The following is a 24203-nucleotide window of genomic DNA, read 5'->3' as shown; positions in this document are numbered from 1 at the left end:
GCAGCCCGTAGTCGACGAGCGTGTTCGGACGGCGGCGTTCCCGCGTCGAGCGCCAGCCACGGATACGAACTCACAACCGTGCTCCTCCGGGCCACCGTAGGCGATCGCCGACGAGCCCACAAGCGCCCGTGAAACGCTGGCGTAACGGCATCGCCTCTACAACGTCTGGCGACCGGCCCGGAGGGACCCCTGCCCCCGGGACTTCGAGCCGATCGGGAGGTCGGAACATGCATCCGATGGAGGAGACCGAACCGAAGACGGCGCGCGGGCCGACGCGGAGGTGGGCGGAGACGCCGACCGGGACCGGAGGCGCGGGTGCGCGCACGGCGTGGACGCGCAGCCGCGCGGAGCGCGCCAGCCAGCGCGACCGCGTCGTCGCGTCGCTCGTGCGATGTCCGCCCGAGCCGACGACCGGCGACGCCGACGACGGCCGCTGAGGAGCGACGATGCCCGCCGCCACCGCCGACGACCTCGTCGCGATCGGCACCCGCCTGATCGACGAGGTCTTCCAGTCATGGCAGGCCGCCCAGCTGCTCTGCCACGAGGCGTTCCACGCCTGGTGCGACGCCGCCCCGGCCCAGCGCGCCGGAGCGCACGCCGCCTACCGCGCCGCGCTCGACCGCGAGGAGGCCGCCGCGCACGACCTCCAGCGCGTCACGCAGGCCGCCCGGCTCAGCTGCGACCCGGTCAGTCGCGTACGGCCGCTCTTCTGACCTCCTGCAGCAGCCAGCTGTTGCCGTCCGGGTCGCTGAACGTCGCGAACGTGCCGTAGTCGCGGCGCTCGGGATCGAGACCGCTGGTCTGCCCGCTCGGGCCGAAGTGGAAGAAGTCGCTGACGTCGAGGCCGCGTGCGACGAGCTCCGAGCGCGCGGCCTCGATGTCGCGCACGACGAGGTGCAGCCCATGTGCCGAGCCCGGCGGCGATCTCTGGATCCCCTTGCCGATCGTGATCGAGCAGGCGGACCCGGGCGGCGTCAGCTGGACGACGCGGAACTCCTCCCCGGCGCTGTGGTCGACGTCGAGCTGGAAGCCGGCCTGCTCGACGTAGAACGCCTTCGACACGTCGACGTCCGAGACCGGGACGACGATCAGCTCGAGCTTGAACTCCATGGTGCTGCCTCCTTCTGTCGTTCTGGCCGGCTGCCCGGCCTCCTGCTCCCTTCAACGAAGGGAGCCCCCGCGACTCATCGGTCGGGCGATGAAAGCGCAAGCGCGGGCGACGGCGCGACCGGCGACGCGCCAGCCCGACCGATGACTTCCACCCGCGGCGGCCGTCCTACCGTCGATGACCGACACGCTGCCGAGGACGATCTCCTTCGCGATCCGGGGGCCGCTGGAGCGCGCCGATCTGCCCTCGCTGTACGAGCGCTTCTGCGCGGCGGTCACCGCCTCGCAGCCCGAGCTGGTCCTCTGCGACGTCGGCGGCGTCCGCGCCGACGCCGTCGCCGTCGACGCGCTCGCGCGGATGCAGCTCGCCGCGCGCCGCAACGGCTGCACCGTCCGCCTCTGCAACGCCTCTGCGCCGCTGCGCGAGCTGGTCGCGTTCATGGGCTTGCGCGACGTGCTGCTGGAGTGACGCCGGCGCGCGGCGTGCGGCCGCGCGTCGGCGCTGCCGGTCAGGAGCCCGGCGGCAGGTGCGCCGGCAGCCCGAACAGCGGGAAGACCGCGTCGGTGTCGAGGAAGAAGGTGAAGCCGACGATCCTGCCGGCGTCGAGCTCCAGCACCTGCAGCGCCCACGGGTCGTGGCCGCTGCCGCTCTGGCTGACGCGGTACTGGCCGAAGGCCGGCGCGCCGTTGGCGGCGATCGTCGGGATCACGCGCGAGCCCTTGCAGCCGATGCCGGGGCCGTTCCACCAGCGCAGGATGTCGTCGCGGCCGCTCAGCCACAGCTCGTACGGCGGCATCGACTGCTCCGCGTCCTCCTGGATCAGCGACGCGAGCGCCTCCATGTCGTAGCCCTCGAACGCCTCGACGTAGCGGGCCAGCAGCGCTCTCTCCTCGTCGCCCAGCTCGGTTGGCCGCGGGGAGCTGACGGCGTTCAGGTCGCTCTGCTCCAGCGTCGCGCGCGCCCGCTGCAGCGCGCTGTTGACCGACGCGACGCTCGTGTCGAGCAGCTCGGCCGCCTCGGCCGCCTTCCAGCGCAGCACCTCGCAGAGGATCAGCACGGCGCGCTGGCGCGGCGGCAGGTGCTGGAGCGCGGCGACGAAGGCGAGCCGGATCGTCTCGCGCGCCTCCGCGACCTCGGCCGGGTCGCCGTCGGGCGCGACGAGCAGCTCGTCGGGGGCCGGCTCGACCCACTCGATCGCGGCGCGCGTGCCGCCGACCGGGCCGCCGGGATCGCGCGCCGGGCCAAGGTCCATCGGCAGCGCACGGCGCTTGCGGCCGTCGAGCATGTCGAGGCAGACGTTGGTCGCGATCCGGTAGAGCCACGAGCGGACCGCCGAGCGGCCCTCGAAGCGGTCGAGCGCTCTCCACGCCCGCAGCAGCGTCTCCTGGACCGCGTCCTCGGCCTCGAACGGCGAGCCGAGCATCCGGTAGCAGTACGCCGTCAGCTCGCGGCGGTGGCGCTCGAGCGCGCCGAAGTCGGCGCTGATGTGGGCGACGGTTCCCTCCATCTGGCCCATGCTAGGGGCTCGCGCCGGCGGCGTGAAGTCCGCGGCGACGCCCGCCGAGCGCGCTGACACCGCCCGGGGGCGCGCCGGCGCGCGTCGCGCCCGCCGGCGCCCGGCCGCGCGCCGCCGTCCGCTCAGGCGCCCAGCAGCTCGCCGTCGGCCCACGCGACCGTGACGAGCCTGCCCTCCGCGTCGCGGATCCAGAGGTCGAGGTCGACGCGCGCGCCGCGGTCGGTGCGGGCGACGTCGCGCACGACGCCGGCGACCTCGATCGTCTCGAAGGCGCGCACCGGGCGCAGGAACTTCGCCTTCAGGTGGCCGGTCGTGAACCAGCCGGCGCCGAGCGCGCGCACCGCCCGCTCGGCGAGGTAGCAGACCTGCTGCTGGCCCTGGACGATCGGCACGTCGAGCTGCGCCTCCTCGCGCGCCTTCTCGAGGTCGTTGTGGATGTTGCGCACGAACTCGCCGAGCCGCGAGAAGACGGCCATCTGCTCGAACGTGACCTCCTTGGCCAGCGGCGCGAGGCCCTGCCCGGCGACGGCGTCGGCGCCGAGCCGCTCGACCGGCGGCAGCGACGGGTCGACCTCGCCGGTGATGCGGCGGTCGGCCGCGCCGCCGCCCCCGCCGGTGCTGCCGCGGCCGCCGACCTCGCCCGGCACCGTCCGCATGATCTCGACGCCGCGATGCCTGATCAGCACCGTGCCGTCGAGGTCGCGGGCCTCGGCCTCCATCACGACCGACCCCTGGCCGCGCTGCTCGTAGCGGTCGGTGTAGCGGCCGCTCAGCCGCACGACCTGGCCGAGCCGGACCGGCTGCTCCCACCACAGCTCCTCGACCGTGTGCAGGCCGACGACCCTGCTCGGCGCGTACCGCGTCGTGAACAGCTGCAGCAGGTCGTTTGCCAGCAGGCCGGGCTGGCCGATCCGCGTTCCCCACGGGCTGTCGTTCAGGTACCAGTCGCCGAAGTCGTCGGCGACGAAGGCGAAGCGCTTGATCTTGAGGTCGTCGACGAGCACGTCGACGGGGCCGAACGCCTCCGGGATCTCGATCTGCTCGTAGACGGGCTCCTTCAGGCCCGCCTCGAGCTCGACGCGCGCCAGTGCGCGCGAGGGATCGGTCAGGTTCCGTCCGATCGTCACTGCTCTCTCCTCGCTGCTCGTCTCAGCTCTCATGGTCCGAAGTGGCGGCGCTGCACGTCGCGCCAGCGCAGCCGCGCCGCCTCGCAGGCCGCCGCCGTCTCCGGCCGCGGCGTGTGGCGCCCCGCGCGCCGCACGAGCGCGTCGGCGGCCTGCGCGAGCGTCGCGAACCGGCCGGCCGCGACCGCCGCGAGCATGGCGGCGCCGACCGTCGTCGCCTCGCGGTTGGCGAGGCCGACGACGGGCAGGCCCCAGGCGTCGCTGCGCAGCTGCAGGGTCGCCGGACGCGCCGCGGCGCCGCCGACGACGACGACCTCGCCGATCTCGACGCCCAGCTCGCGCAGCGCGTCGATGCCGGCGCCGACCGTCTGCGCGGCGCCCTCCTGAGCGGCGCGCAGCACGTGGGCCGGGCCGTGCTCGAAGCGCATGCCGGCGAGCAGGCCGGTGTCCTCGGTCCGCCACGTCGGGAAGCGGCTCCCCGCCAGCGAGGTGACGAACAGCGGCGCCGCCGCGGGCGCGACCGCCTCGGCCGCCGCGCCGAGCGCGGCGTGCGCCGCGGCGGCGTCGTCGTAGCCGAGCAGCCGCGCCGTCCACTCGACCGCGCCGCCGGTCGGGCCGGTCGGGCCGCCGACCGTCCACAGCCCCTCGACGACGTGCGCGTTGAGCACGACCGCGCGCGCCGGGTCGGCGAGCGGGCGGTCGAGCGTGTGCAGCAGCACGTCGGTCGTGCCGGCGACGTCGACGGTCACGCCGGCGCGCGCGGCGCCGGCCCCGAGCGCGCCGAGCGTCCCGTCCGGACCGCCGACGGCGACCGGCAGCCCGGCAGCGAGGCCGGTCGCGCGCGCGACCTCGGCGTCGAGGCCGCCGGCGACGGCCGCGCCGGGCGCGGTCGGGGGCAGCAGCGCCGGGTCGACCCCGGCCGCCGCGGCGACCGCCGGCGCCCACGCGCGCGCCCGCACGTCGAAGAGGCCGCTGTAGGAGGCGTGCGCCGCGTCGGAGACCGCCCGGCCGGTGAGCCGGTGGACGAGCGCGTCCTTGAACGAGAGCGCCCAGCGCGCCCGCGCCAGCGCCTCCGGCTCGCGCACGGCGAGGCGCCGCAGCTTGGCGACGGGCAGCTCGGCGGTCGGCCGGCGGCCGATCGCGGCGCGCAGCTCGTCGTCGAGCAGCTCCTCCAGCTCCCGCGCCTCCGCCACGGCGCGCACGTCGCCCCACAGCATCGCCGGGCGCACCGGCACGCCGCGCTCGTCGACGAGCACGGTGCCGAGCTGGGCGGCGACGCCGAGCGCCTGCACGTCGGCGCCGGCGCGGTCGAGCACGCCGAGCAGGCCGACCAGGTCGCGCCAGGCGGCGTCGGCGTCGAGCTCCCCGTCGGCCGAGCGCGTCGGCACCGCCTCGGAGGCGAGCACGGCGCCGTCCTCCAGCGCGACGAGCGAGACCCGCAGCCGCGAGCTGCCGGCGTCGACGGCGATCACGGCGGGCGTTGCGGCGCCCGCCCCCACCGGACCGCTCACGAGGCGTCCGGCACCAGCGCCACGGCCCGCACCGGCGAGCCGGTGCCGTTGGCGATCGGCAGCGGCAGCGCGATCAGGTAGCTCTCGTCGGGCAGCTGCGCCATGTTGGCGACGTTCTCCATGATCAGGACGCCCGCCGCCAGCAGCGTGTAGTGCGCGGCGAGGCCTTCCCCGCCGTTGCCCGGATCGAGGCTGACGCAATCGGTCCCGACGGCCTTGACGCCGCGGTCGCGCAGCAGCTCGGCGGCGTCGCGTGAGAGGCCCGGCCAGCGGTCGAGGAAGTCGAAGCCCTCCGGCACGCGCCGCCAGCGCCCCTCCCACTGGAAGTCGACGAGCACGATGTCGCCGGCGCGGACCGCGACGTGCTCGGCCTCCCACGCCTCGATCTCGGCGCGCGTGACCATCGCGTCGGTCGGCTTGAATGGACCGAAGCGCATCGTCACCGCGCGGCCCATGAAGCCCTCCAGCGCGAGCTCGTCGATGTGGCGCCGGGCCGGGTCGCCCTCGGCGACGAAGTGCGAGGGCGCGTCGACGTGGGTGCCGGTGTGCTCGCCGAGCACGAGCTGATTCATCTCGGCCGGGTCGCCCATCGCCGGCCACGGCATCTGGTGGTACTTGGGATGGGTCGGATACGACGGGATCCCCGGCTCCAGCCGCCGCGTCAGGTCGACGAGGCGGCTGCCGGCGAACGCCGCGGCGATCGCGTCGATCGAGGTCGTGCCGGCCACGTCTACCCGACCTTGACCGCGCGCGACTCTGCGCGCGCCGTGATGACCGCGATCAGCAGGACCGCGCCGTTGAAGATCGGCTGGACCCAGAAGGGCGCGCCGAGCAGGTTGAGGCCGTTGAAGCCGACCGCCAGCAGGATGATCGCGACGATCGTGCCGGGCACGTTGTAGTAGCCCGGGCGGTAGGTCGTGACGCCGAGGAAGGCGGCCGCGTAGGCGGGCAGCAGCAGGTCGGCGCCGAAGCCGGGGTTGGCCGCGCCGCTCTGGGCGAGCGAGAAGATCGCGCCGACGGCGACGAGCAGGCCGGCGCCGCCGAAGGCGATCATCTTCACGCGCCCGGTCCGCACGCCGGCGAGGAAGGCGACGCGCTCGGAGCCGCCGACCGCGTAGAGGCGGCGGCCGAACGGCGTGTGCTCGAGCACGTACAGCAGGATCGCGGCGAGCAGCAGCGCCAGCCAGACGGTCGTGCCGATGCCGAGGAACGAGCCGGAGCCAAGGTCGGTCAGGGTCGTCGGGATGCCGGAGAACAGCACCTCGCCGTCGGAGAGGCCGAGCGTCACGCCCGACAGCAGGATGCCGACGCCGAGCGTCGCGATGAACGAGCTGATCTTGAACCAGACGGTCAGCATGCCGTTGAAGAGGCCCATCAGCAGACCGGCGGCGAGCATCGCGGCGACGATCGCCACGATGCCGGCTCCGTGCTTGGCGAGGTAGGCGCCGAGCATCGCCAGCGCGCCGACGAGGTAGCCGAGCGAGAGGTCGAACTCGCCCGCCACCAGCGGCAGGATCGCCGCCAGCGCCAGGCAGGCGACGACCGCCTGGGTGACGATCAGGTTCTGCCAGTTCTGCGTCGTGAGGAACTTGTCGGTCGCCAGGCTGAAGACGACGATCAGCACGATCAGCAGCAGCACGGTCGCGTATCTGCTGAAGATCGTCGTCGCGATCGAGCGCGGCGACGGCGCCCGGCGCGCGCCGAGGGCCGCGGGCGCCGCAGCCGCCGGGGCGTCGCCCGCGGCGGCGGGGGCGTGGCTCTTCGTTGAGTTCATGCGTAGCACCACTTCGAGACGGTTTCGCGGGTCAGCTCGTCGCCCGACAGCTGCTTGGCGACCGTCCCGTCCCGCAGGACGAGGACGCGCGAGCACATCGAGACGAGCTGCTCCAGCTCGGTCGAGAACAGCAGGACTGCGAGGCCCTCCGCGGCGGCGGCGCGCAGGAGGGAGAAGATCGTCGCGCGCGCCCCGGGGTCGACGCCCTGGGTCGGGTCGTCGAGCACGAGCACCGACGGACCGACGAGCAGCCACTTGGCCAGCAGGATCTTCTGCTGGTTGCCGCCCGAGAGCGCGCCGAACAGCGCGTCGGCCGACGGCGGGCGCACGTCGAGGTCCTCGATCACGTGCCGCAGGGCGGTGCGCTCGGCGCGGCGGCGGTGCCAGTAGCGGCCGGCGTCGGGCAGCACGACGTTCTCGCGCACCGGCAGCGAGGCGACGCCGCCCGAGCGCAGCCGGTCGGCCGGCAGCAGCGCCAGCCCGGCGTCGATCGCCGCGCGCGGGTCGGGGCCGGGCGGCAGCGGCCGCCCGTCGACCTCGATCGAGCCGCCGGTGCGCCGCGCGGCGCCCGACAGCAGCTGCGGCAGCTCGGCGACGCCGGCCTCCGCGAGGCCGCCGACGCCGACGATCTCGCCGGCGCGCAGCTCGAAGCTGGCGTCGCGCACGACCTCGCCGGCGAGCGCGCGCACGGCGAGCACCCGCTCGCCGCCGCGCCCGCGCCGGCCGGTCCACAGCCGCGCCCCCTCGCCGGCCGCCGGGCGCGCGCCGCCGGCGGCCGTCGCGGTCGGGACCCCGGCGGCCGTCGCGGTCGGGACGTCGGTCGCGCCGGCCTCCCCGGCTCCGTCGCCCGCCTTCCCGGCCGGCGCGGCCTGCGCCGCGGCCGCCGGATCGCCGCCGACCATCAGCCGCACGAGCGCCTCGTCGTCGACCGCGCCGGCGCGATCCTGGTGGACGACGCGGCCGTCGCGCAGCACCGTCACGTGCGTCGCCAGCCCGTGCAGCTCGCCGAGCCGGTGGGTGACGGTCAGCACCGGCGTGCCGGCCCGCGCGAGCTCGCCGACGCGCTCGAGGTAGGTCTGCGCCTGGTCTTCGGGAAGCGCGGCGGTGACCTCGTCGAGCACGAGCAGCTGGAGGCCGGCGCTGACGCGGTCGAGCGCGATCGCGAGCGTCACGAGCGCGCGCTCGGCCGGCGACAGCAGGCCGGCCAGCGCGCGCGGGTCGACGCGCACGTCGAAGCGCTCCAGCAGCTGCGCCGTCTCGCAGTGCAGCTGCTTCCAGCGCACGCGGCCGCCCGTCGTCGGATAGCCGCGGAAGAGCGCGACGCACTCGCTGACGGTCAGCATGTCGACCAGCGGCGACTCCTGGTGGACGACCGCGATGCCGAGCTCGCCGGCCTCGGTCGGCGAGCCGATCGCGCGCAGCTGCCGGTCGCCGACGTCGATCGTGCCCGCGTCCGGCTGGTAGACGCCCGTCAGCGTCTTGACGAGCGTCGACTTGCCGCTCCCGTTGGCGCCCAGCAGCGCGTGCACCTCGCCGGCGCCGACCGTCAGGTCGACGCCGTCGAGCGCCAGCGTGCCCGGGAACGCCTTGCGAATGCCCTGGACGGCGACCGGCATGGTCCGTCAGCCTCTCCAGAGGGAGGTGAACTCCGACACGTAGTCGAAGTCGGCCGTCCAGTCTCTGCCGGCCTCGGGCAGGTTGGTCTCGTCGAGGATGACCCCCGGCAGGTTGCCGCCGTGTGGTCTGAACAGCGGTGCTCTCGCGAGCGTCCGGATGATGCCGTCGACGACCATGTAGCCCATGTAGCGGTTGTCGTAGGCGGCGTCGGCGGCCTGCACCTGGCCCTGGCGGATGAACTCGAGGTTCTGCTGGGAGCCGAGGACGCCGACGATCTTGACTCTGTTGGCCATCCCCGCCTGCGCGATCGCGGTGACCTGCGCGGCCGCCGCCGGGTCGTAGGGCGAGAAGACGTAGTCGACGTCGGGGTTGGAGCGCAGGAAGCCGGTCGTCTGGTTGCCGAGCGTCGTGCCGACCTGCGTGCCGTTGAAGGTCTGCGGCTCGGAGACCGTGCAGTCGCCGCACTGCTCGAGGCCCTCCAGCAGGCCCTCCTCGAAGGCGATCACCGACGGGAACTGGCGGTCGGAGAAGAGGCCGACGTTGGCCTTGCCGTCGGAGTCGCCGATGATCCACGCGGCCGCCTTGCGGCCCAGCTCGGCGTAGTCGGGCGCGACGTCGAAGGCGTAGCCGAGCTTGCCGGCCTCCGGCTCTCTCACCGGGTTCGGGGAGTCGATGCCGTTGGAGCCCGAGACGACGAGCACGCCGGCTCTTCTGGCGGCGCGCAGCCCCTGCTGCACGAGGTTGGGGTCGATCGCGGTCGTGGCGACGACGTCGGCGCCGGCCGAGATCGCGTCGAGGATCGCCGCGTTCTGCTTCTGCGGCGTGCCGCCGCCGTCGTACATGCGCGGGGTGAAGCCGGCCGCTCTGGCGGCCTCCTCGATGCCGTCGGCGGCCGACACGCAGCCCGACAGCTGCGACGAGCAGGTGACGATGCCGATCGTCAGCCTCGCCGGCTTTCTGACCGGGTCGGTCGGGCCCTCGTAGGCGTTCGGCGTCGGGGTGCGGGCCTCGTCGAGGCCGGCCGACGTCGCGCCGCCGCCGCTGCCGGCCGGCGTCGTGCTGGCGCCGTCGTCGTCCGACGAGCCGCAGCCGGCGGCCAGCAGGGCGATCGTCGTCGCGGTGGCGACGACGCCGCCGAGCCGACGAGCGGCCGAATGAACGGAATTGCTTCGCACTTCTCTCCCTCCTCCGGGGGTACGGCTCGCCGCTAGGCGATGGCCAGAGGCCGGACCAGCGAGCCAGTGGCGCCCTTGATGCTCAAGGGCAGACAGACGAACAGGAACTCGGACACCCCGTCGCGCGCGAGCTCCTCTTGGCTCACCCACTCGACGATCGGGATGCCGCGCTCGAAGATCAACGCGCGATGGACGGGCTGGGGGTCGCCCCGGCGGCCGGAGGGCTGCGCCTCCACGACGGCCGTGTCGCCGCCGACGGCGGCGATCCCGCGCTCGGCGAGCCAGAGGGCGCCGTCGTGATCGAGGCCGGCGCCGACCGGCATCCGCTCGACGTCGGGCCAGTGCAGCATCGTGCCGGTCCGGATCAGGGCGACGTCGCCCCTGCGGATCTCGACCCGCTGGCGCGCGCAGGCGGCCTCCAGCTGCTCGACGCCGACCGGCTGGCCGGACTCGAGCTGCTCGACGCCCAGCGCGCCGGGGATGTCCAGCGAGACGCCCCGCGCGACCATCGGCGGCAGCTCGGACGCGTCCTTGCTCATCGGCCCGAAGTCGCCCAGCTCGGTGTGCGAGCTGTGGCCTCCGTGCCAGGCGGCGTCCGGGCCGCAGGTGGTGTGCGCGAGCGCGTCGATGTGCGTGCCGGTGTGCATCGTGCACATCAGCAGCTCGGAGACCCACCCGAAGTTGAGCGGGTTGTCCTGCAGGAACGAGACGTCTCCCTGGTTGCGCTGACCGGCCGGCGAGCGGTAGGTCAGCACCTGGAACGGCGGGTGCCCCTCGGCGAGCGGCATGCCGGGCCACCAGCCCGAGCTGAGGTCGTACATGACGCCTCGTCTGGGCAGCGCGAGCGCCTCGAGCGAGACCGGCAGGCTCATATCGCGCCGTCCTCGCGCAGCCGCGCCAGCTCGGCGTCGTCGAGGCCCAGCAGCTCGCGGTAGACCTCGTCGGTGTCCTCGCCGACCAGCGGCGGCGCCTTGCGCACCGTGCCGGGGCTGTCGCTGAGCTTGACCGGGATGCCGGGCACGGTCAGCGGCCCGAGCGTCGGGTGCTCGACCTCGACGAGCATCTCGCGCGCGGCGATCTGCGGCGAGGCGACGACCTCCTCGATCGTCGCCACTCTGCCCCATGGGATGCCGACGCGCGTCAGCTCCTCGCCCGCCTCCTCGACGGTGCGCTCCGCCAGCCACGCGCTCACCTCGGCCTCGATCGCGTCGATGTTGGCCATCCGGCTGGGCACGTCTCTGAAGCGCTCGTCGGCGGCCAGCTCGGGCCGTCCCATCACCTCGCAGAGGCGCGGGAACAGCGGGTTGGTGCCGGCGTGCAGGTAGATGTGCCCGTCGCGGGCGGCGAAGACGTTCGCCGGGCCGGTCAGCACGTCGCGCGAGCTGGCGGTGCGGGTCGGGATCTCGCCGAGCATCGCCTGCGCCGAGGGCGCGGTGCCCAGGCACGAGAAGAGCGCGTCGAGCGAGCCGACGTCGACGACCTGGCCCTCGCCGGTGCGCTCGCGGTGCTGGAGCGCGAGCAGCGTGCCGATCACGCCGTGCAGCCCCGCGATGTAGTCGGCGACGTAGGTGCCGGTCAACGTCGGGTTGCCCGCCGCGCCGGTCATCGACATCAGGCCCGACGTCGCCTGCGCGATCGCGTCGAAGAGGGCCCGCTCGGCGAGCGGCCCGGTCTGCCCGAAGCCGGAGATCGAGGTGATCACCAGCCGCGGGTTGAGCTCGCGCAGCCGCTCGTAGCCGAAGCCCATCGCCTCCAGCGTGCCGGGACGGAAGTTCTCCACCAGCACGTCGGAGGACTTCACGAGCCCCTCGAGGAGGCGCTGCGCCCGCGGGTGGCGCGTGCTCAGCGTCACCCCGCGCTTGTTGCGGTTGAAGACCATCGTGTAGACGCTCTCGCCCTTGTAGAACGGCGCGTGGTGGCGTGCGTCCTCGCCGCTGGGGCGCTCGACCTTGATCACGTCGGCGCCCATGTCGCCGAGCATCTGCGCGCAGAACGGGCCCGCGATGAAGCGGGAGAGGTCGAGCACGCGAATCCCGTCGAGGGGCCCCGGCATCGTCCTAGTCCTCCAGCTCGTAGGACTTGAACAGCGGGTAGGTCCAGGCGTTGATCTCGGGGTCCTGGACGACCTCGACGACGTACGGGCCGGGCTTGGCGATCGCCGCGCGGACGGCGTCGGCGAGCGCCTGCTCGTCGGTGACGCGGACCGCGTCGACCCCGCAGGCGCGCGCCACGGCCGCGTAGTCGACGTCGCCGAAGTCGACGCCGATCGTGCGCGTGTCGCCGTAGTGGACGACCTGCTCCTGGCGGATGTTGCCGTAGCCGCTGTCGTTCATCACGACGATCACGGCGTTGGTCTGCTCGCGCGCGAGCGTCTCCAGCTCGCCGAGGCTCATGCCGAGCGAGCCGTCGCCGACGAAGGCGACGATCGGCGTCTCGGGCGCGACGGTCGAGGCGCCGACGGCGGCCGGGACGGCGAAGCCCATGTTGCCGAAGCCGACCGGCTTGAGGTACGTGTCGACCGCGCGGATCGGCCACAGGTACGACCAGACGCCCGGGTTGCCGGCGTCGAAGACGGCGACCGTCTCGTCCGGGACCGCCTCGCGGACGACGCGCATGATCGCGTCGGGGCCGACGGTGTTCGGCTGCGCCGTGGCGGTGGTGGCGGTGCGCTCCAGCCAGTCGGCGCGCGCCGCGGCGAGCTCGGCCAGGCGCGCCTTGCGCTTGGCGGCCGCGTCGCCGGGGGCGCCGGTGGTCGCCGCGGTCAGCTGCTCGAGCACCGCGCGCGCGTCGCCGAGCACGCTCGTCGTGCGCGGACCGTAGTAGCGGCCGACGGTGAAGGCGTCGACGTCGACCTGGAGGATCCGCTCCGGCAGCTGCATCGACCAGCGGCCGGTTGAGATCGCGTTCATCGAGTTGCCGACGGCCAGCAGCAGGTCGGCGCCGGCCAGCGCGCGCGAGGAGAGCTCGGTGCCCATGCGCGTCAGCGCGCCGTAGACGTTGGGGTGCGTGGTCGGGACGACGCCCATCCCGTTGAAGGTCGTGATGACCGGCGCGTCGAGCTGCTCGGCGAGCTGCAGCGCGGCCTCGCCGGCGCCCGACAGCTTGGCGCCGTTGCCGAGCCAGATGACGGGGCGCTCGGCGGCCGCGAGCTGCTCGGCGGCGAGCCGCACGCGTGCCGGGTCGCCGGCGCTGCGCTCGCGCTCGAGCGCGGTCATCGCGGCCGTCGGAGCGACCGCGTCGAGCATCGACGGGTCCAGCTCCGCCTCGATCACGTCGCGGGCGAAGTCGATCAGCACGGGGCCCGGGTTCCCGGTCGTCGCCTTGAGGAACGCCTCCTGCACGATCTGCACGATCGTGTTGGGGTGGGAGACGAGCTTGGCCCACTTGACCAGCGACTGGAAGATCGCGACGTGGTCGGCGTTCTGGGCGTCATCGCGGCCGAGATCCGGCAGGCGGTTGTTGCACGTCAGCACGAGGACCGGGCTGGAGTCCCGGAACGCGCCGCCGACGCCGGTCAGCAGATTCGTGGCGCCGGGGCCGGTGGTGGCGATGCAGACGCCCGGTCTGCCGGTCATGCGACCGACGGCGTCGGCCATGCACGCCGCGGCGCCCTCGTGGCGTGCGGTCACGAAGCGCATGTCCGAGCGGTCGAGGATCGCGTCGGTGATCGCGAGCGTCTGGCCTCCCGGCACGCCAAACACGGCCTCGACGCCGAGCGCGGCAAGGGTCTCCACGACGAGCTCGCCGCCGGTCAGGGTCTTGGTGGACAGGGGAACTCCATTCATCGTTCGATGTGCGTGGTGATGCCGAACCCGGGCCGCATCCAGCTCTGCGCGACCTCGACGGGCACGTTGGCGTCGTCGAGCGTGAGCCGCTCGACCTGCAGCAGTGGCGCGCCGGGCGCGACGTCGAGCAGGGCGGCCTGCTCGCTGCTCGCCTCCACGGCGCTGAAGGACTGGTCCGCCCGCCGCAGCTCGACGGCCCAGCGGGTCTGGAGCGTCGCGTACAGCGATCCCTCGACGAGCGGCTCGCGCCACAGCTCGGGACAGCGCTCGTAGGGGATCCACGAGCGCTGGATCACGACCGGCTCCCCGCCGACGAGCCGCAGCCGCTCGACGAGCGTCACGTGCGCCCCCTCCTCGAGTCCGAGCGGGGTGGCGACCTCGGCGGTCGCCGGCCGGATCTCCTGCGCGAGCATGCGCGTCTCGACCGGGCGCCCCTCGTTGCGCATGTCCTCGCGGAAGCCCGTGAGGCGCGTCATGTTGCGGCGCCTCGCGGCGTCCTGGGCGACGAACGTGCCGACGCCTTGACGGCGGACGAGCATCCCGTCGTTGACCATCGCGGCGAGCGCCTGGCGCAGCGTCATGCGCGTGACGCCGAAGCGCTTGGCGAGCGCGATCTCGCCGGGCAGTCTCGCTCCGGGCCCAAGGGCGCCGGACTCGATCTCTGCGATCAGCTCGTCGCGGATCTGCTGGTGTGCGGGAACGGAAGCCATCACCAAAGGTCTAGACAACGTCCGCATTTGTATAGACATCTAGACCGAGATGTCAAGCAGATGTGAGCGCGACGGCGCCAAAGAGCGAGATCGGTCACACGACCGACCACGTGCGAGCGCCGCGGCGCCGAAGCGCCGCGGCCGTGATCCGTCACCGCGGCAGCGCGCGGCGGGAAGGCCGTGCCGGCAGGCACCCGAGCGCCCGCCGACCCCGTCGGGCTACCTGCGGATCCTGCGGTGGCCGGTGAAGGTGATCACCTGCTGGATGCCGCTCGGGCGGTTGGTGTAGCGGATCGTCGTCGGCAGCAGGCCTGGGGCGAATCTGATCCGCTCGCGCGTCGCGTCGGAGGTCCACTGCGCCGGGTCCTCGGAGCCTCTCGCCGCGGCGAGCGCCGCGCCGGCCTCCTCGAACGCCTGCCAGATCGACGCGCGACAGGCCGCCAGGTCGCCCGATCCGCAGAAGCGCGTGCCCAACGGCGAGCGGAATCTCGTGCCGGTCAGCGCCCGCAGGTCCTTGTCGAGGTAGTTGATGCGACCGCCGGTGAAGCCGCTGGCCGGCCCGTTCGTGCGGCCGGTCAGCGACGTCAGCTGGGCGGTCAGGTCGGCGCCGAGCAGCGACTCGAAGACCTTGTCGGCGATCCGCGGGTAGAGCTCGTCGACGATCGCCGCGGCCGGGCCGGCGTCGATCAGCCCGTCGAGGTCGCGGTCGAGCCGGCTGGCGCCTGCGGCGCGCCATCTCACGAGCAGGTCGAGCAGCTGCTGGGAGCGGGCGCTCGGCGCCGGCGAGCCGGCGAGCACGGCGCCGATCCCGTCGAGCAGCGTGCCCTGGACGCGCAGGTCCTGGGTCGCCGCCGCGTTCATCGCCGCGGTGACGGAGGCGAGGTCGTGCTTCGATCTCTGCTTCAGGCCGGCCTCCAGCATCTGGTTGCGCTGGGTCGAGCCCTGCGACCAGTTGTCGTCGGCCGACGGGAAGCCGGCGGCCGGCTTGTTGTTCCAGTTGACGAGCTGGCCGGAGCGCGGGTTGACGACCTGCGGGTGGGCTCTGGCCGGCAGCCAGCCCTTCCACTCGTATCTGCCGGTGCCGATCGTCGGCAGGCGTGGGTCGGTCCGTCTGTCGCGGATCGGCAGCAGGCCGGTCGAGTACATCGCGATGTCGCGGTCGTCGGCGTAGCCGACGTTGAAGGTGAACGGCGAGGTCGCGGCGGCGGCGAAGAACGATCTGACGCCGGTCACGCGGCCGTCGGTGAAGCGCTTGAAGGCGAGCTGCCAGAGGATGTCCTTGCCGCGGCTGGAGCGCTGGAAGGAGATCGCGACCCGTCGCCCCTTCACCGTCGCGTAGCCGAGCACCGGGCCGTGGACGGTCGTGCGGTACTTGACGGCGCCTCTGCCGACGATCGTGCCGGCGTCGACGAAGCCCATCCGGCGGCATCTGCCCCTGTAGAGGTACTTGGCGTCCGAGCCGCCGCAGAGCGTCTCGACGAACTGGTCGTTGGTGTCCGAGCCCGCCGAGGTGAGCGACCAGGCGAAGTCCGGGCCGCGGCCGATCAGGAGGTTGCCGGCGCCGCCCGGCATCGCCGCGCCGCGGGCCTGGATCCCCGGCGCTCTCAAATCCATCTCGAGCGTCAGGCCGGGATAGAAGTAGCCGATCTGGGGGCCGGCGACGAACAGCGGGTGGCCGTTGGTCGAGCGTCTGCCCGAGACGATCAGGAAGTTCGACATGTCTCTGTGGGCGACCGTCGCGTTGGCGGTCGCGGCGAGCGCGGTCGGGCTCATCGAGCCGTTGTCGACGACGGCGCTGCCCGGCGCCCGTTTCGGCACCGCGCCGTACGGGAAGCGCTTGCCGATCGTCACCGACGTGTCGTCGTCGACGCGCTGGGAGAGGTCGTCGAAGACCCGTCTGCCGGCGGCGGCGCCGAGCTTTCTCGTCAGCCCGTCGAGCAGCATCGAGCGACGTGTCTCGTCTCCCCCGCCCTGGCCGAAGATCTGGCCGGCGAGCGCGTTGATCGCGTAGACGTCGACCCGTCTCCACGGCGCCTGCGTCGAGCCGTCGTGCCGCAGGCGGGCGTTGATCCCCTTGACGTACTCGTCGATGTCGCGCAGCAGCGCGCGGCCCTCTCTGCCGCGCGCCCTCAGCGCCCGCGTCTGCTCGCGCTCGATGATGCGGTCGGCCTGCGCGGTCACCTGCACGCTGGAGAGGCTCGTGACGAGGCTGAAGGCGTCGACGCCGGGCGCGTCGAGCGCGGCGAAGCGGGCCGGGTAGCGGCCGAGGCTCATCAGCAGCGCGCGGTCGGTCGCCAGCACCCAGCCGGCCGCCCAGTCGAGGTCGAGCCGGTTTCGCCCGGTGATGTGCGGGACGTTGTATCTGTCGCGCACGATTCTCACGCCTCTGCGCGGCACTCTCTCGACCGTGCACGGGCACTGGCCTCTGGTCCCGAAGGTCTGCGGCTTGAAGAACCGCCTCAGGTCGGCGGCGCCGACCTGGTCGAACAGCGGCGTGAGCCCGTCGTACATCTCCGCCTGCTCGCTGGCGGCCGGCGGCGCTCCCGCGCTGCCCCACTGGCCCGACGGGATGATGTTGAGCGCGGTGCCGGCGTAGTCCTTCGCGGCGGCGTTCGCGGAGAGGGCGAGGAGGGCGGCGGCGCAGATCGCAGCGGCGCGCGCGACGGGGCGACGACATCTCATGAACGCGACCGTAGTCCGCATCGTCAATGCACTTCCAGATGCAGACCCATCGGTGTTTTCAGACGGACACCGGCCGCCCCGCGGTCCGCGGGGCGGCCGGCTCCGCTCAGCTCACGCTCTGCCGGCCGCGCGGCGGTAGCGCGCGACGGCCAGCGGGGCGAAGATCGCGATCAGCGCGAACGCCCACGCGAACGCGCCCCAGACGCTGTTGCCGGCCGGCGCGCCGAGCCACAGCGAGCGCATCGCGTCGACGACGATCGTGAACGGGTTGATCTCGGCGAACCACTCCAGCGCCGCCGGCATCGACTCCGCCGGCACGAACGCCGAGGAGATGAACGTCAGCGGGAAGACGGCGATGAAGCCGAGCGAGTTGGCCGCCTCCGGCGAGGAGACCCCCAGCCCCAGCAGTGCGAAGATCCACGAGAAGGCGTACCCGAACAGCAGCAGGAGCAGGAAGCCGAGCACGATCTCGCCGATGCTCGCGTCGAACGAGAAGCCGATGATCAGGCCGGTGATCAGCAGCACCGCGCACGACAGCAGGTTGGTCGCGACGTCGGCGAGCGTCCGCCCGGCGAGCACCGCGGCGCGCGCCATCGGCAGCGAGCGGAAGCGGTCGATCAGGCCCTTCGTCATGTCCTCGGAGAGCCCGAGCGCCGTCGTGAACCCGCCGAAGGCGATGTTCTGGACGATGATGCCCGGGATCAGGAAGTCGACGTAGTCGTAGCCGGGCGTGCTGATCGCGCCGCCGAAGACGTAGACGAACAGCAGCACGAACATCACCGGCTGGACGGTGAACGCGAGCAGCAGGTCGGGCGAGCGCGGCAGGCGCACGAGGTTGCGCTCCGCGATCACCATCGTGTCGGACACCAGCCGCCTCATCGCGTCGCTCCGTTCTGGTCGTCGCCCTCGGCCGCGTGGCCGGTCAGCGTCAGGAACACGTCGTCGAGCGTCGGTCGGCGCAGGCCAAGGTCGTCGACGCCGACGTCGACGGCCTTCAGCCGGTCGACCGCATCGACGATCACGCCGCGCCGCTCGCGCACCGTCAGCTTCACCACGCCGGCCTCGACGACCGGCCGCTCGTCGGCGAGCGGGGCGAGCGCCTCGATCGCCGTCTCCGCCTGCTCGCGGTCGTCGAGCGTCACCTCGAGCCGCTCGCCGCCGACGCGGTCCTTCAGCTCGTCGGAGGTGCCCTCGGCGATCACCGTGCCGCGGTCGATCACCGCGATCTTGTCGGCGAGGCGGTCGGCCTCGTCGAGGTACTGCGTCGTCAGCAGGACGGTCGTCCCGTCTCTGACGAGGTCCTCGATCGTCTCCCACAGCGACAGGCGGCTGCGCGGGTCCAGGCCGGTCGTCGGCTCGTCGAGGAACAGCACCGGCGGCCGCGCGACCAGCGCCGCCGCGAGGTCGAGCCGGCGGCGCATGCCGCCGGAGTAGCCTCTCGCCGGCCGCTTCGCCGCGTCGGTCAGCTCGAAGCGCGCCAGCAGCTCCGCCGCGCGCCGCTTCGCCTGCGCTCGGCTCATCCCGTACAGGCGCCCGACCATCGTCAGGTTCTCGGAGCCGGTCAGGTTCTCGTCAACGGCCGCGTACTGGCCGGCGAGGCCGATCCGCTCGCGCAGCTCCGCCGCCTGCTTGACCGCGTCGAGGCCGACGACGCGGATCTCGCCGGCGTCGGGCTTCAGCAGCGTGGTCAGCATGCGGACCGTCGTCGTCTTGCCGGCGCCGTTGGGGCCGAGCAGACCGAGGACCGTGCCGGTCCGCACCTCCAGGTCGACCCCGTCGACCGCGCGCACCTCTCCGAACGACTTGACCAGCCCGCGCACGCTGATCGCCGCCTCCCCGGCGGAAACGGGCCCCGGCGCGGCCCGTTCGGTCACCTTCTCTTCGGTTCTCGTTGCCATGCGGAGCAGGCTACGGAGGGTTTAGGCCAGGTCGCGACCGCAATACCTGACATCTTGCAGGTCAGCAATGACCGAGACCTCGGGACGACTGCTGAAGCTGCTCGCGCTGCTGCAGACGCGGCGCGATTGGTCGGGCCGGGAGCTGGCCGACCGGCTCGGCGTCTCCGGGCGCACGATCCGCCGCGACGTCGAGCGGCTGCGCGAGCTCGGCTACCCGGTCGACGCGCTGACCGGCCCCTCCGGCGGCTACCGGCTGCGCGCCGGCACGGCGATGCCGCCGCTGCTGCTCGACGACGACGAGACGGTCGCGATCGCCGTCGGCCTCAGCGGCGCGGCGAGCGCGTCGGTGACCGGGATCGAGGAGACCTCCGTGCGGGCGCTGCTGAAGCTCGAGCAGGTCCTCCCCGCCCACCTGCGCCGGCGCGTCAACGCGCTGCGCTCGGCGACCGCGCCGCTGCCGCCGACCAGCGGCCCGACCGTCGACCCGGAGGCGCTGACGGTGATCGCCGCCGCCTGCCGCGATCGCGAGCGACTTCGGTTCGGCTACCGCAGCCGCGACGGCGCCGACAGCCGCCGCCGCGTCGAGCCCAACAGCCTCGTCAACATCGGCCGCCGCTGGTACCTCGTCGCGTGGGACTGCGAGCGGCGCGACTGGCGCAGCTTCCGTCTCGACCGGATGGAGCGCCCCTCTCCCGCCGGCACCCGCTTCGCCGCGCGCGAGCTGCCGGGCGGCGACCCGGCGACCTACGTGACGCGCGGCTTCTCCGACGCGAAGCGGTTCGCCGCCGAGCAGCAGCGGTGGCAGGCGCGGATCATCCTCGACGCGACGGCCGAGGAGATGCGCGAGCGCTTCCCGACGATCTGGGGCTCGTTCGAGCCCCGCCCCGACGGCCGCTGCGACTTCAGCACCAGCGCCGACGAGCTCGACTGGATCGCCGTCCGCGTCGCGACGCTCGGCGTCCCCTTCGAGGTGCTCGCGCCGGCCGAGCTGCGCGACGCCTTCGGCCGGCTGGCGATCCGCTTCGCGCGCGCCGCCGGCGTGGCGCTCGGGTAGGCGGCGCGGCCGCTCGCACTCGGCGCGCGCGGGCGGCCGGGCCGCTCAGCCGCGCTCGGCGCGCGCCTTCAGCTCCTCGGCCGCGTCGTCGACCAGCACCTGGCGGACGCGGTCGACGGCCGGCCCGCGCAGCAGCATCCCCAGCATCCGGCCGGGGTCGACGTCGAGCGCGTACGTCGCGCGCGTGCGCCCGCCGCCGATGTCGGCGAAGGTCCAGTGCCCGGTCAACGCCTTCAGGTCGCCCTTCTCCTGGCGCGTGTCGATCCGGCCCGGCGGCGCGTAGGAGAACCGCAGCCGCGCCTTGACCGTCTTGACCTTCGCGTCGGAGACGGTCTCGACCAGCGCGGGACGGCCGTCGCCGTCGCGCTCCAGCACGTCGACGGAGACGAGCGAGGTCTGCCACTCGGGCGCCCGCTCGAGGTCTGCCGCGATCTCCCAGACGCGCTCGATCGGCGCCGCGATCTCGACCGTGTGCTCACCGTGGAGGCTCATGGGCCGCAGGATACGAGCTCGGGCGGGCGCGGACGGGTGCGGGCGGGTGCGGGCGGGTGCGGGCCGCCCGCGCCGGCGCGGTTTGGCGTCCTCTCCGCACGGCAAGATCCAGCGCCGATGAGACGGCTTCGGGGAGCAGCGGCAGTCGCGGCCGCATGGTCGTGCGCGGCGCTGGCGACGGCGCCGGCGGCCAGCGCGGAGGTGCGGCTGCAGCGCGTCGCGGACGGCTTCTCGCAGCCGGTCCACGTCGCGGGCGCGCCGGGCGACGGCGAGCGGCTGTACGTCGTCGAGCAGGGCGGCGTCGTCAAGGTCGTGCGCGGCGGCGCGACGAGCGTCTTCGTCGACCTGACCGACGTCGTCAAGGCGAGCTACGAGGAGGGCCTGCTGTCGATCGCCTTCCCGCCCGACTTCCAGACCAGCCGCCTCTTCTACGTCTACTACACCGACAGACAGGGCGACAACCGCGTCGCGGAGCTGCGCGCGTCGACCGGCGACGCCGCCGTCCCGGCCTCGCGGCGGACGGTCCTGACGATCCCCCATCCCGGCGCCGACAACCACAACGGCGGCCAGCTCCAGTTCGGACGCGACGGCATGCTCTACCTCGCGCCCGGCGACGGTGCCAGAGGCGCGAACGCCCGCGACCGCAGGAGCCTGCTCGGGAAGATCCTGCGGCTCGACCCGCGCGGCGGCGTCGTCGGCCCCTACACCGTCCCGGCCGACAACCCGTTCGCGGCCGAGGGCGGGAACGCCGCGCTCGTCTGGGCGCAGGGCCTGCGCAACCCGTTCCGCTTCAGCTTCGACCGCGCGACCGGCGACCTCGTCGTCGGCGACGTCGGCCAGGGCACGACCGAGGAGATCGACTGGCTGCCGGCGAGCGGCGGCGCCGGCCGCGCCGCCGACTTCGGCTGGGACCGCTGCGAGGGCAGCTTCATGGCGGGCAGCGTCGCGCAGCCGTGCGACGTCGGCGTCCTGCCGATCCTCGACAAGTTCCAGTCCGACGGCTGGCGCTCGATCGTCGCCGGCCACGTCGTGCGCGACCCGTCGCTGCCGTCGCTCTACGGCCGCCTCGTCTACGGCGACCACTTCAAGCGCGCGCTGCGCAGCGCCGTCCCGCAGGACGCGCTGGCGACCGACCGCGAGCTGCCCGGCGTGACGGTGTCGGGGCTGACGTCGTTCGGCGAGGACGCCGGCGGCTGCCTCTACGCGACGACCCGCGACGGCCTCTTCCGGCTCGTCGAGGACGACCTGCGGATCCCCTGCGCCCCGGCGGCTCCGCCGGGCGGCGGCCTCCCCGAGCCGCCGGTCGGCGGCGGAGGAGGCGGCGGCACGGTCGTCCCCGGTCCGGTCGCCAGACCGCTCGACCTGCGGGTCGCGCAGGTCCGGCGGCAGCGCGTGCTGCGCAACGGCGGCGTCGTCGTGCGGGCGCGCTGCGCCGTCGCCTGCCGCCTGACGGCCACCGCGACGCTGCGCCTCGGCAGACGGAGGATCGCGCTGCGCCGCGCAGGCGCGATCGCCCGCGGCGACGAGCGGGTGCGCCTGCTCGTGCGCCTCACCCCGCGAGCGCGGAGCGCGCTGCGGCGGGCCGTGCGCGGCGGCAGACGGCCGGCGATCGCCCTCCGGGTCCGCGCCCGGCCGCTCGACGGGTCCGGCTCGGCGCTGCGACGCGCCACCGTCCGCGCCCGGTGAGGTCCGGCCGCCTGAGCGCACCGGCGCCGCGGCCCGCTCTTCCGCCCTGCGACCCGCGGATTTGCGCGCCGCGCGCGACGGGCGGCCGGCGCGGGTCGCTCGAAGCGGCCGGCCCAGTGTGTTAGGGTGCCCTAAGTTCGTCGCGAAGGAGTTTCGCCCTGTCCTCTCATGCCGCGCCACGCGCGCGCAGCCGGCCGGCCGCGCGCCCCTTTCCGCTGCGCACCGGCGTCGCCGAGGTGCGCGCCGTCACGCCGCTGACGCCCCGGATGGTCCGCGTCACGCTCGCCGCCACCGGCCTCTGCGACTTCCCGGTCGAGCAGCCCGGCGAGATCATCACGCTGCTGTGGCCCGACGCCGACGGCGAGGTCGTCCTGCCCGAGCAGGGCTGGCGCTTCCCCGCCGGCGTGCCCGAGCCGCACGCGCGCAACTACACCGTCCGCAGCCACGATCCGGCCGCCGGCACGCTCGACGTCGACTTCGTCGTCCACGGCGACCACGGGATCGCGAGCGCGTGGGCGGCCCGCGCGACCGTCGGGGACCGGCTCGGCTACGCCGGCCCGCGCACCCACTGGGCCGCCGGCGACGACGGCTGCGCGTGGACGCTGCTGGTCGCCGACGAGACCGGCCTGCCGGCGCTCGCCGCGATCGCCGAGACGCTGCCCTCCTTCCACCGCGCGATAGCGGTCGTCGAGGTCGCCGACGGCGAGGAGCGCCAGCCGATCTCCTGCGCCGGCAAGCTCGACCTGCGCTGGGTCCACCGCGACGGGGCGCCGGCCGGCGAGACGCTCGCGCTCGCCGACGCGGTGCGGGCGCTCCCGCTGCCCGACGGCCGCGGCCGCGCATGGGGCGCCGGCGAGTCGGGCGTGATGCGGCAGGTGCGCGACCACCTGCGCGACGAGCGCGGCATCCCGCGCGCCGACCTCCACGTGCTCGGCTACTGGAAGCACGACAAGACCAAGGAATGGACCCGATGACCCGTCCCCTGCCCACCCGCCGCTCCTTCCTGCTCGGCGCCGCCGGCGCCGCGGCCGCCGCGGCGCTGGCCGCCTGCGGCAGCGACGACGGCGGCGGGAGCGGCACCACGGCCGGGACCAGCGCCACCTCGGCCGGGACGTTCCCGGTCACGGTCAAGGACAGATACGGCACCACGACGGTCGAGCGGGCTCCCGAGCGGGTCGTCTGCTACGGCTACAACGACCACGACACGATGCTGGCCCTCGGCGTCGTGCCGGTCGGCCTGATCCAGTGGATCCCGGAGTGGAAGCGCGGCGTCGGCCCGTGGTCGCTCGACGCGCTCGGCGACGCGAGACCGAAGCTGTTCACCGGCGAGGAGGTCCCGTTCGAGGAGATCGCGGCGCTGCGCCCCGACCTGATCGTCTCCGTCACGCACGACCTCAGAAGAGCCGACCGCGACCGGCTGGCGCAGATCGCGCCGATCGTCTCGACGCCTGCCGGCTATCCCTCCTACGGGCTTCCGCCGGCCGATGCGGCGCTCCAGACCGGCGCCGCGCTCGGGCTGAGAGCGGAGGCGCAGAGGCTGGTCGACGCGCTGGAGGCGAGATACGCCGAGGCGCGCAGAGCGCACCCCGAGTTCGCCGACAAGACGGCGATGGTCGTGACGCCCGTCGCCGACGGGCAGATGTCGGTCTTCGCCGACACCGACTCGCGCGGCCGCCTCGTCACGTCGCTGGGGATGAGACAGCCGGCCGCGATCGCCGAGATGGTCGGCGACGACTTCTACGCCTATCTCAGCCCGGAGCGATTCGAGGTGATGGAGGTCGACACGCTGATCGTGCTCGCCTACAACGCCGCCTCGGCCGGCGCGCTGAGAAGAATGGCGACCTACCAGCAGCTCGACGTCGTCAGACGCGGCGGCGCCGTCGTGATCGACGACATGGACACCGCGATGGGCCTCGCCGCCGGCACCGTCACGAGCGTCCCGTGGGCGCTCGGCAGACTCGTGCCCCAGCTCGCGGACGCCGTCGCGAAGGCCTGACCCGCGCCCGCCGCCGCGCTGCCAGCGCGGCGCCGCCCGCGCCGGACACCGCCGATCGGAGGCACGCCGATCGGC

Annotated in this window: 23 protein-coding genes; 7 read left to right on the top strand and 16 right to left on the bottom strand. The window is 73.9% G+C overall.

Features of this window, described 5'->3' with window-relative positions; genetic code table 11:
* Positions 1-236: 236 nt before the first annotated feature.
* Together BDZ31_RS17180 and BDZ31_RS17175 are read left to right on the top strand one after the other, a co-directional pair.
* Positions 237-437 carry a hypothetical protein gene (locus BDZ31_RS17180; protein WP_183343583.1) on the top strand — a complete coding sequence of 67 codons (201 nt, stop codon included), beginning with the start codon at positions 237-239 and terminating at the stop codon, positions 435-437.
* 9 nt (positions 438-446) lie between these two features.
* Positions 447-713, top strand: a complete 267-nt coding sequence (locus BDZ31_RS17175; protein ID WP_183343582.1) for a hypothetical protein — start codon at positions 447-449, stop codon at positions 711-713.
* Here BDZ31_RS17175 and BDZ31_RS17170 read toward each other — a convergent pair.
* Positions 688-1110: a VOC family protein gene (locus tag BDZ31_RS17170; protein WP_183343581.1), complete on the bottom strand. Its 423-nt coding sequence runs from the start codon at positions 1108-1110 to the stop codon at positions 688-690. The two genes, BDZ31_RS17175 and BDZ31_RS17170, sit on opposite strands and share 26 nt — an antisense overlap.
* A gap of 175 nt (positions 1111-1285) precedes the next feature.
* Between BDZ31_RS17170 and BDZ31_RS17165 the strand changes: the two genes are divergently transcribed.
* Positions 1286-1576, top strand: a complete 291-nt coding sequence (locus BDZ31_RS17165; protein ID WP_183343580.1) for an STAS domain-containing protein — start codon at positions 1286-1288, stop codon at positions 1574-1576.
* Positions 1577-1616: 40 nt separating this feature from the next.
* On the opposite strand, the gene BDZ31_RS17160 is transcribed toward BDZ31_RS17165, so the two are convergent.
* From BDZ31_RS17160 to BDZ31_RS17095, 14 genes are all read right to left on the bottom strand, one after another.
* Positions 1617-2615, bottom strand: coding sequence for a sigma-70 family RNA polymerase sigma factor (locus tag BDZ31_RS17160; RefSeq protein ID WP_246345381.1), 999 nt, complete (start codon positions 2613-2615; stop codon positions 1617-1619).
* Positions 2616-2746: 131 nt separating this feature from the next.
* Positions 2747-3751, bottom strand: a complete 1005-nt coding sequence (locus BDZ31_RS17155; protein ID WP_221243142.1) for a hotdog family protein — start codon at positions 3749-3751, stop codon at positions 2747-2749.
* Between the two features lie 29 nt (positions 3752-3780).
* A complete protein-coding gene (locus BDZ31_RS17150) occupies positions 3781-5259 on the bottom strand; it encodes an FGGY family carbohydrate kinase (RefSeq protein WP_183343577.1) in 1479 nt (492 codons plus the stop codon).
* Positions 5256-5987: a cyclase family protein gene (locus tag BDZ31_RS26065; protein ID WP_183343576.1), complete on the bottom strand. Its 732-nt coding sequence runs from the start codon at positions 5985-5987 to the stop codon at positions 5256-5258. The genes BDZ31_RS17150 and BDZ31_RS26065 overlap by 4 nt, the downstream gene beginning before the upstream one ends.
* Before the next feature lie 2 nt (positions 5988-5989).
* Entirely contained in the window at positions 5990-7033 is a 1044-nt protein-coding gene (locus tag BDZ31_RS17140) for an ABC transporter permease (protein ID WP_183343575.1), read from the bottom strand.
* On the bottom strand, positions 7030-8649 hold the full coding sequence (locus BDZ31_RS17135; protein WP_183343574.1) for a sugar ABC transporter ATP-binding protein: 1620 nt from the start codon (positions 8647-8649) through the stop codon (positions 7030-7032). The genes BDZ31_RS17140 and BDZ31_RS17135 overlap by 4 nt, the downstream gene beginning before the upstream one ends.
* Positions 8650-8655: 6 nt before the next feature.
* Positions 8656-9825, bottom strand: a complete 1170-nt coding sequence (locus tag BDZ31_RS17130) for a substrate-binding domain-containing protein (protein WP_183343573.1) — start codon at positions 9823-9825, stop codon at positions 8656-8658.
* A gap of 32 nt (positions 9826-9857) precedes the next feature.
* Positions 9858-10697 (bottom strand): cyclase family protein, encoded by an 840-nt coding sequence (locus tag BDZ31_RS17125; RefSeq protein ID WP_221243141.1) that lies wholly within the window; start codon positions 10695-10697, stop codon positions 9858-9860.
* Positions 10694-11878 carry a CaiB/BaiF CoA transferase family protein gene (locus BDZ31_RS17120; protein ID WP_183343572.1) on the bottom strand — a complete coding sequence of 395 codons (1185 nt, stop codon included), beginning with the start codon at positions 11876-11878 and terminating at the stop codon, positions 10694-10696. Before BDZ31_RS17120 ends, BDZ31_RS17125 begins: the two co-directional genes overlap by 4 nt.
* A gap of 4 nt (positions 11879-11882) precedes the next feature.
* On the bottom strand, positions 11883-13610 hold the full coding sequence (locus tag BDZ31_RS17115; RefSeq protein WP_183343571.1) for a thiamine pyrophosphate-binding protein: 1728 nt from the start codon (positions 13608-13610) through the stop codon (positions 11883-11885).
* Positions 13607-14320 carry a GntR family transcriptional regulator gene (locus BDZ31_RS17110; protein WP_183343570.1) on the bottom strand — a complete coding sequence of 238 codons (714 nt, stop codon included), beginning with the start codon at positions 14318-14320 and terminating at the stop codon, positions 13607-13609. Before BDZ31_RS17110 ends, BDZ31_RS17115 begins: the two co-directional genes overlap by 4 nt.
* 219 nt (positions 14321-14539) lie before the next feature.
* Entirely contained in the window at positions 14540-17002 is a 2463-nt protein-coding gene (locus tag BDZ31_RS17105) for a penicillin acylase family protein (RefSeq protein WP_183343569.1), read from the bottom strand.
* 111 nt (positions 17003-17113) lie between these two features.
* Entirely contained in the window at positions 17114-17881 is a 768-nt protein-coding gene (locus tag BDZ31_RS17100) for an ABC transporter permease (protein WP_183343568.1), read from the bottom strand.
* Positions 17878-18900 carry an ATP-binding cassette domain-containing protein gene (locus tag BDZ31_RS17095; RefSeq protein ID WP_183343567.1) on the bottom strand — a complete coding sequence of 341 codons (1023 nt, stop codon included), beginning with the start codon at positions 18898-18900 and terminating at the stop codon, positions 17878-17880. Before BDZ31_RS17095 ends, BDZ31_RS17100 begins: the two co-directional genes overlap by 4 nt.
* 67 nt (positions 18901-18967) lie before the next feature.
* Between BDZ31_RS17095 and BDZ31_RS17090 the strand changes: the two genes are divergently transcribed.
* Positions 18968-19954, top strand: coding sequence for a helix-turn-helix transcriptional regulator (locus BDZ31_RS17090; protein ID WP_183343566.1), 987 nt, complete (start codon positions 18968-18970; stop codon positions 19952-19954).
* A 45-nt stretch (positions 19955-19999) separates the two neighbouring features.
* Here BDZ31_RS17090 and BDZ31_RS17085 read toward each other — a convergent pair whose 3' ends face one another.
* Complete coding sequence (locus tag BDZ31_RS17085; protein ID WP_183343565.1) at positions 20000-20446, bottom strand: type II toxin-antitoxin system RatA family toxin; 447 nt, start codon at positions 20444-20446, stop codon at positions 20000-20002.
* 117 nt (positions 20447-20563) lie between these two features.
* Here BDZ31_RS17085 and BDZ31_RS17080 point away from each other — a divergent pair, with 117 nt between their 5' ends.
* The 3 genes from BDZ31_RS17080 (at position 20564) to BDZ31_RS17070 (ending at position 24128) form a co-directional block, all read left to right on the top strand.
* Positions 20564-22132, top strand: coding sequence for a PQQ-dependent sugar dehydrogenase (locus BDZ31_RS17080; RefSeq protein WP_183343564.1), 1569 nt, complete (start codon positions 20564-20566; stop codon positions 22130-22132).
* A gap of 236 nt (positions 22133-22368) precedes the next feature.
* On the top strand, positions 22369-23106 hold the full coding sequence (locus BDZ31_RS17075) for an SIP domain-containing protein (RefSeq protein WP_183343563.1): 738 nt from the start codon (positions 22369-22371) through the stop codon (positions 23104-23106).
* Positions 23103-24128 carry an ABC transporter substrate-binding protein gene (locus BDZ31_RS17070; RefSeq protein WP_183343562.1) on the top strand — a complete coding sequence of 342 codons (1026 nt, stop codon included), beginning with the start codon at positions 23103-23105 and terminating at the stop codon, positions 24126-24128. Before BDZ31_RS17075 ends, BDZ31_RS17070 begins: the two co-directional genes overlap by 4 nt.
* Positions 24129-24203 lie beyond the last annotated feature (75 nt).

Source organism: Conexibacter arvalis, assembly GCF_014199525.1.
Lineage (GTDB): Bacteria > Actinomycetota > Thermoleophilia > Solirubrobacterales > Solirubrobacteraceae > Conexibacter > Conexibacter arvalis.
Note: the sequence above shows the minus strand (reverse complement) of the source record. Positions and strands in the feature narration are given on the sequence as shown.

Excerpts from the sequence above, each read along its gene's own strand:
- BDZ31_RS17160 (WP_246345381.1), bottom strand. The coding sequence starts at position 2,615 with ATGGAGGGAACCGTCGCCCACATCAGCGCCGACTTCGGCGCGCTCGAG.
- BDZ31_RS17105 (WP_183343569.1), bottom strand. The coding sequence starts at position 17,002 with ATGAGATGTCGTCGCCCCGTCGCGCGCGCCGCTGCGATCTGCGCCGCC.
- BDZ31_RS17165 (WP_183343580.1), top strand. The coding sequence starts at position 1,286 with ATGACCGACACGCTGCCGAGGACGATCTCCTTCGCGATCCGGGGGCCG.
- BDZ31_RS17135 (WP_183343574.1), bottom strand. The coding sequence starts at position 8,649 with ATGCCGGTCGCCGTCCAGGGCATTCGCAAGGCGTTCCCGGGCACGCTG.
- BDZ31_RS17080 (WP_183343564.1), top strand. The coding sequence starts at position 20,564 with ATGAGACGGCTTCGGGGAGCAGCGGCAGTCGCGGCCGCATGGTCGTGC.
- BDZ31_RS17095 (WP_183343567.1), bottom strand. The coding sequence starts at position 18,900 with ATGGCAACGAGAACCGAAGAGAAGGTGACCGAACGGGCCGCGCCGGGG.
- BDZ31_RS17125 (WP_221243141.1), bottom strand. The coding sequence starts at position 10,697 with ATGAGCCTGCCGGTCTCGCTCGAGGCGCTCGCGCTGCCCAGACGAGGC.
- BDZ31_RS17175 (WP_183343582.1), top strand. The coding sequence starts at position 447 with ATGCCCGCCGCCACCGCCGACGACCTCGTCGCGATCGGCACCCGCCTG.
- BDZ31_RS17070 (WP_183343562.1), top strand. The coding sequence starts at position 23,103 with ATGACCCGTCCCCTGCCCACCCGCCGCTCCTTCCTGCTCGGCGCCGCC.
- BDZ31_RS17140 (WP_183343575.1), bottom strand. The coding sequence starts at position 7,033 with ATGAACTCAACGAAGAGCCACGCCCCCGCCGCCGCGGGCGACGCCCCG.
- BDZ31_RS17170 (WP_183343581.1), bottom strand. The coding sequence starts at position 1,110 with ATGGAGTTCAAGCTCGAGCTGATCGTCGTCCCGGTCTCGGACGTCGAC.
- BDZ31_RS17085 (WP_183343565.1), bottom strand. The coding sequence starts at position 20,446 with ATGAGCCTCCACGGTGAGCACACGGTCGAGATCGCGGCGCCGATCGAG.
- BDZ31_RS17110 (WP_183343570.1), bottom strand. The coding sequence starts at position 14,320 with ATGGCTTCCGTTCCCGCACACCAGCAGATCCGCGACGAGCTGATCGCA.
- BDZ31_RS17090 (WP_183343566.1), top strand. The coding sequence starts at position 18,968 with ATGACCGAGACCTCGGGACGACTGCTGAAGCTGCTCGCGCTGCTGCAG.
- BDZ31_RS17115 (WP_183343571.1), bottom strand. The coding sequence starts at position 13,610 with ATGAATGGAGTTCCCCTGTCCACCAAGACCCTGACCGGCGGCGAGCTC.
- BDZ31_RS17120 (WP_183343572.1), bottom strand. The coding sequence starts at position 11,878 with ATGCCGGGGCCCCTCGACGGGATTCGCGTGCTCGACCTCTCCCGCTTC.
- BDZ31_RS17180 (WP_183343583.1), top strand. The coding sequence starts at position 237 with ATGGAGGAGACCGAACCGAAGACGGCGCGCGGGCCGACGCGGAGGTGG.
- BDZ31_RS17100 (WP_183343568.1), bottom strand. The coding sequence starts at position 17,881 with ATGAGGCGGCTGGTGTCCGACACGATGGTGATCGCGGAGCGCAACCTC.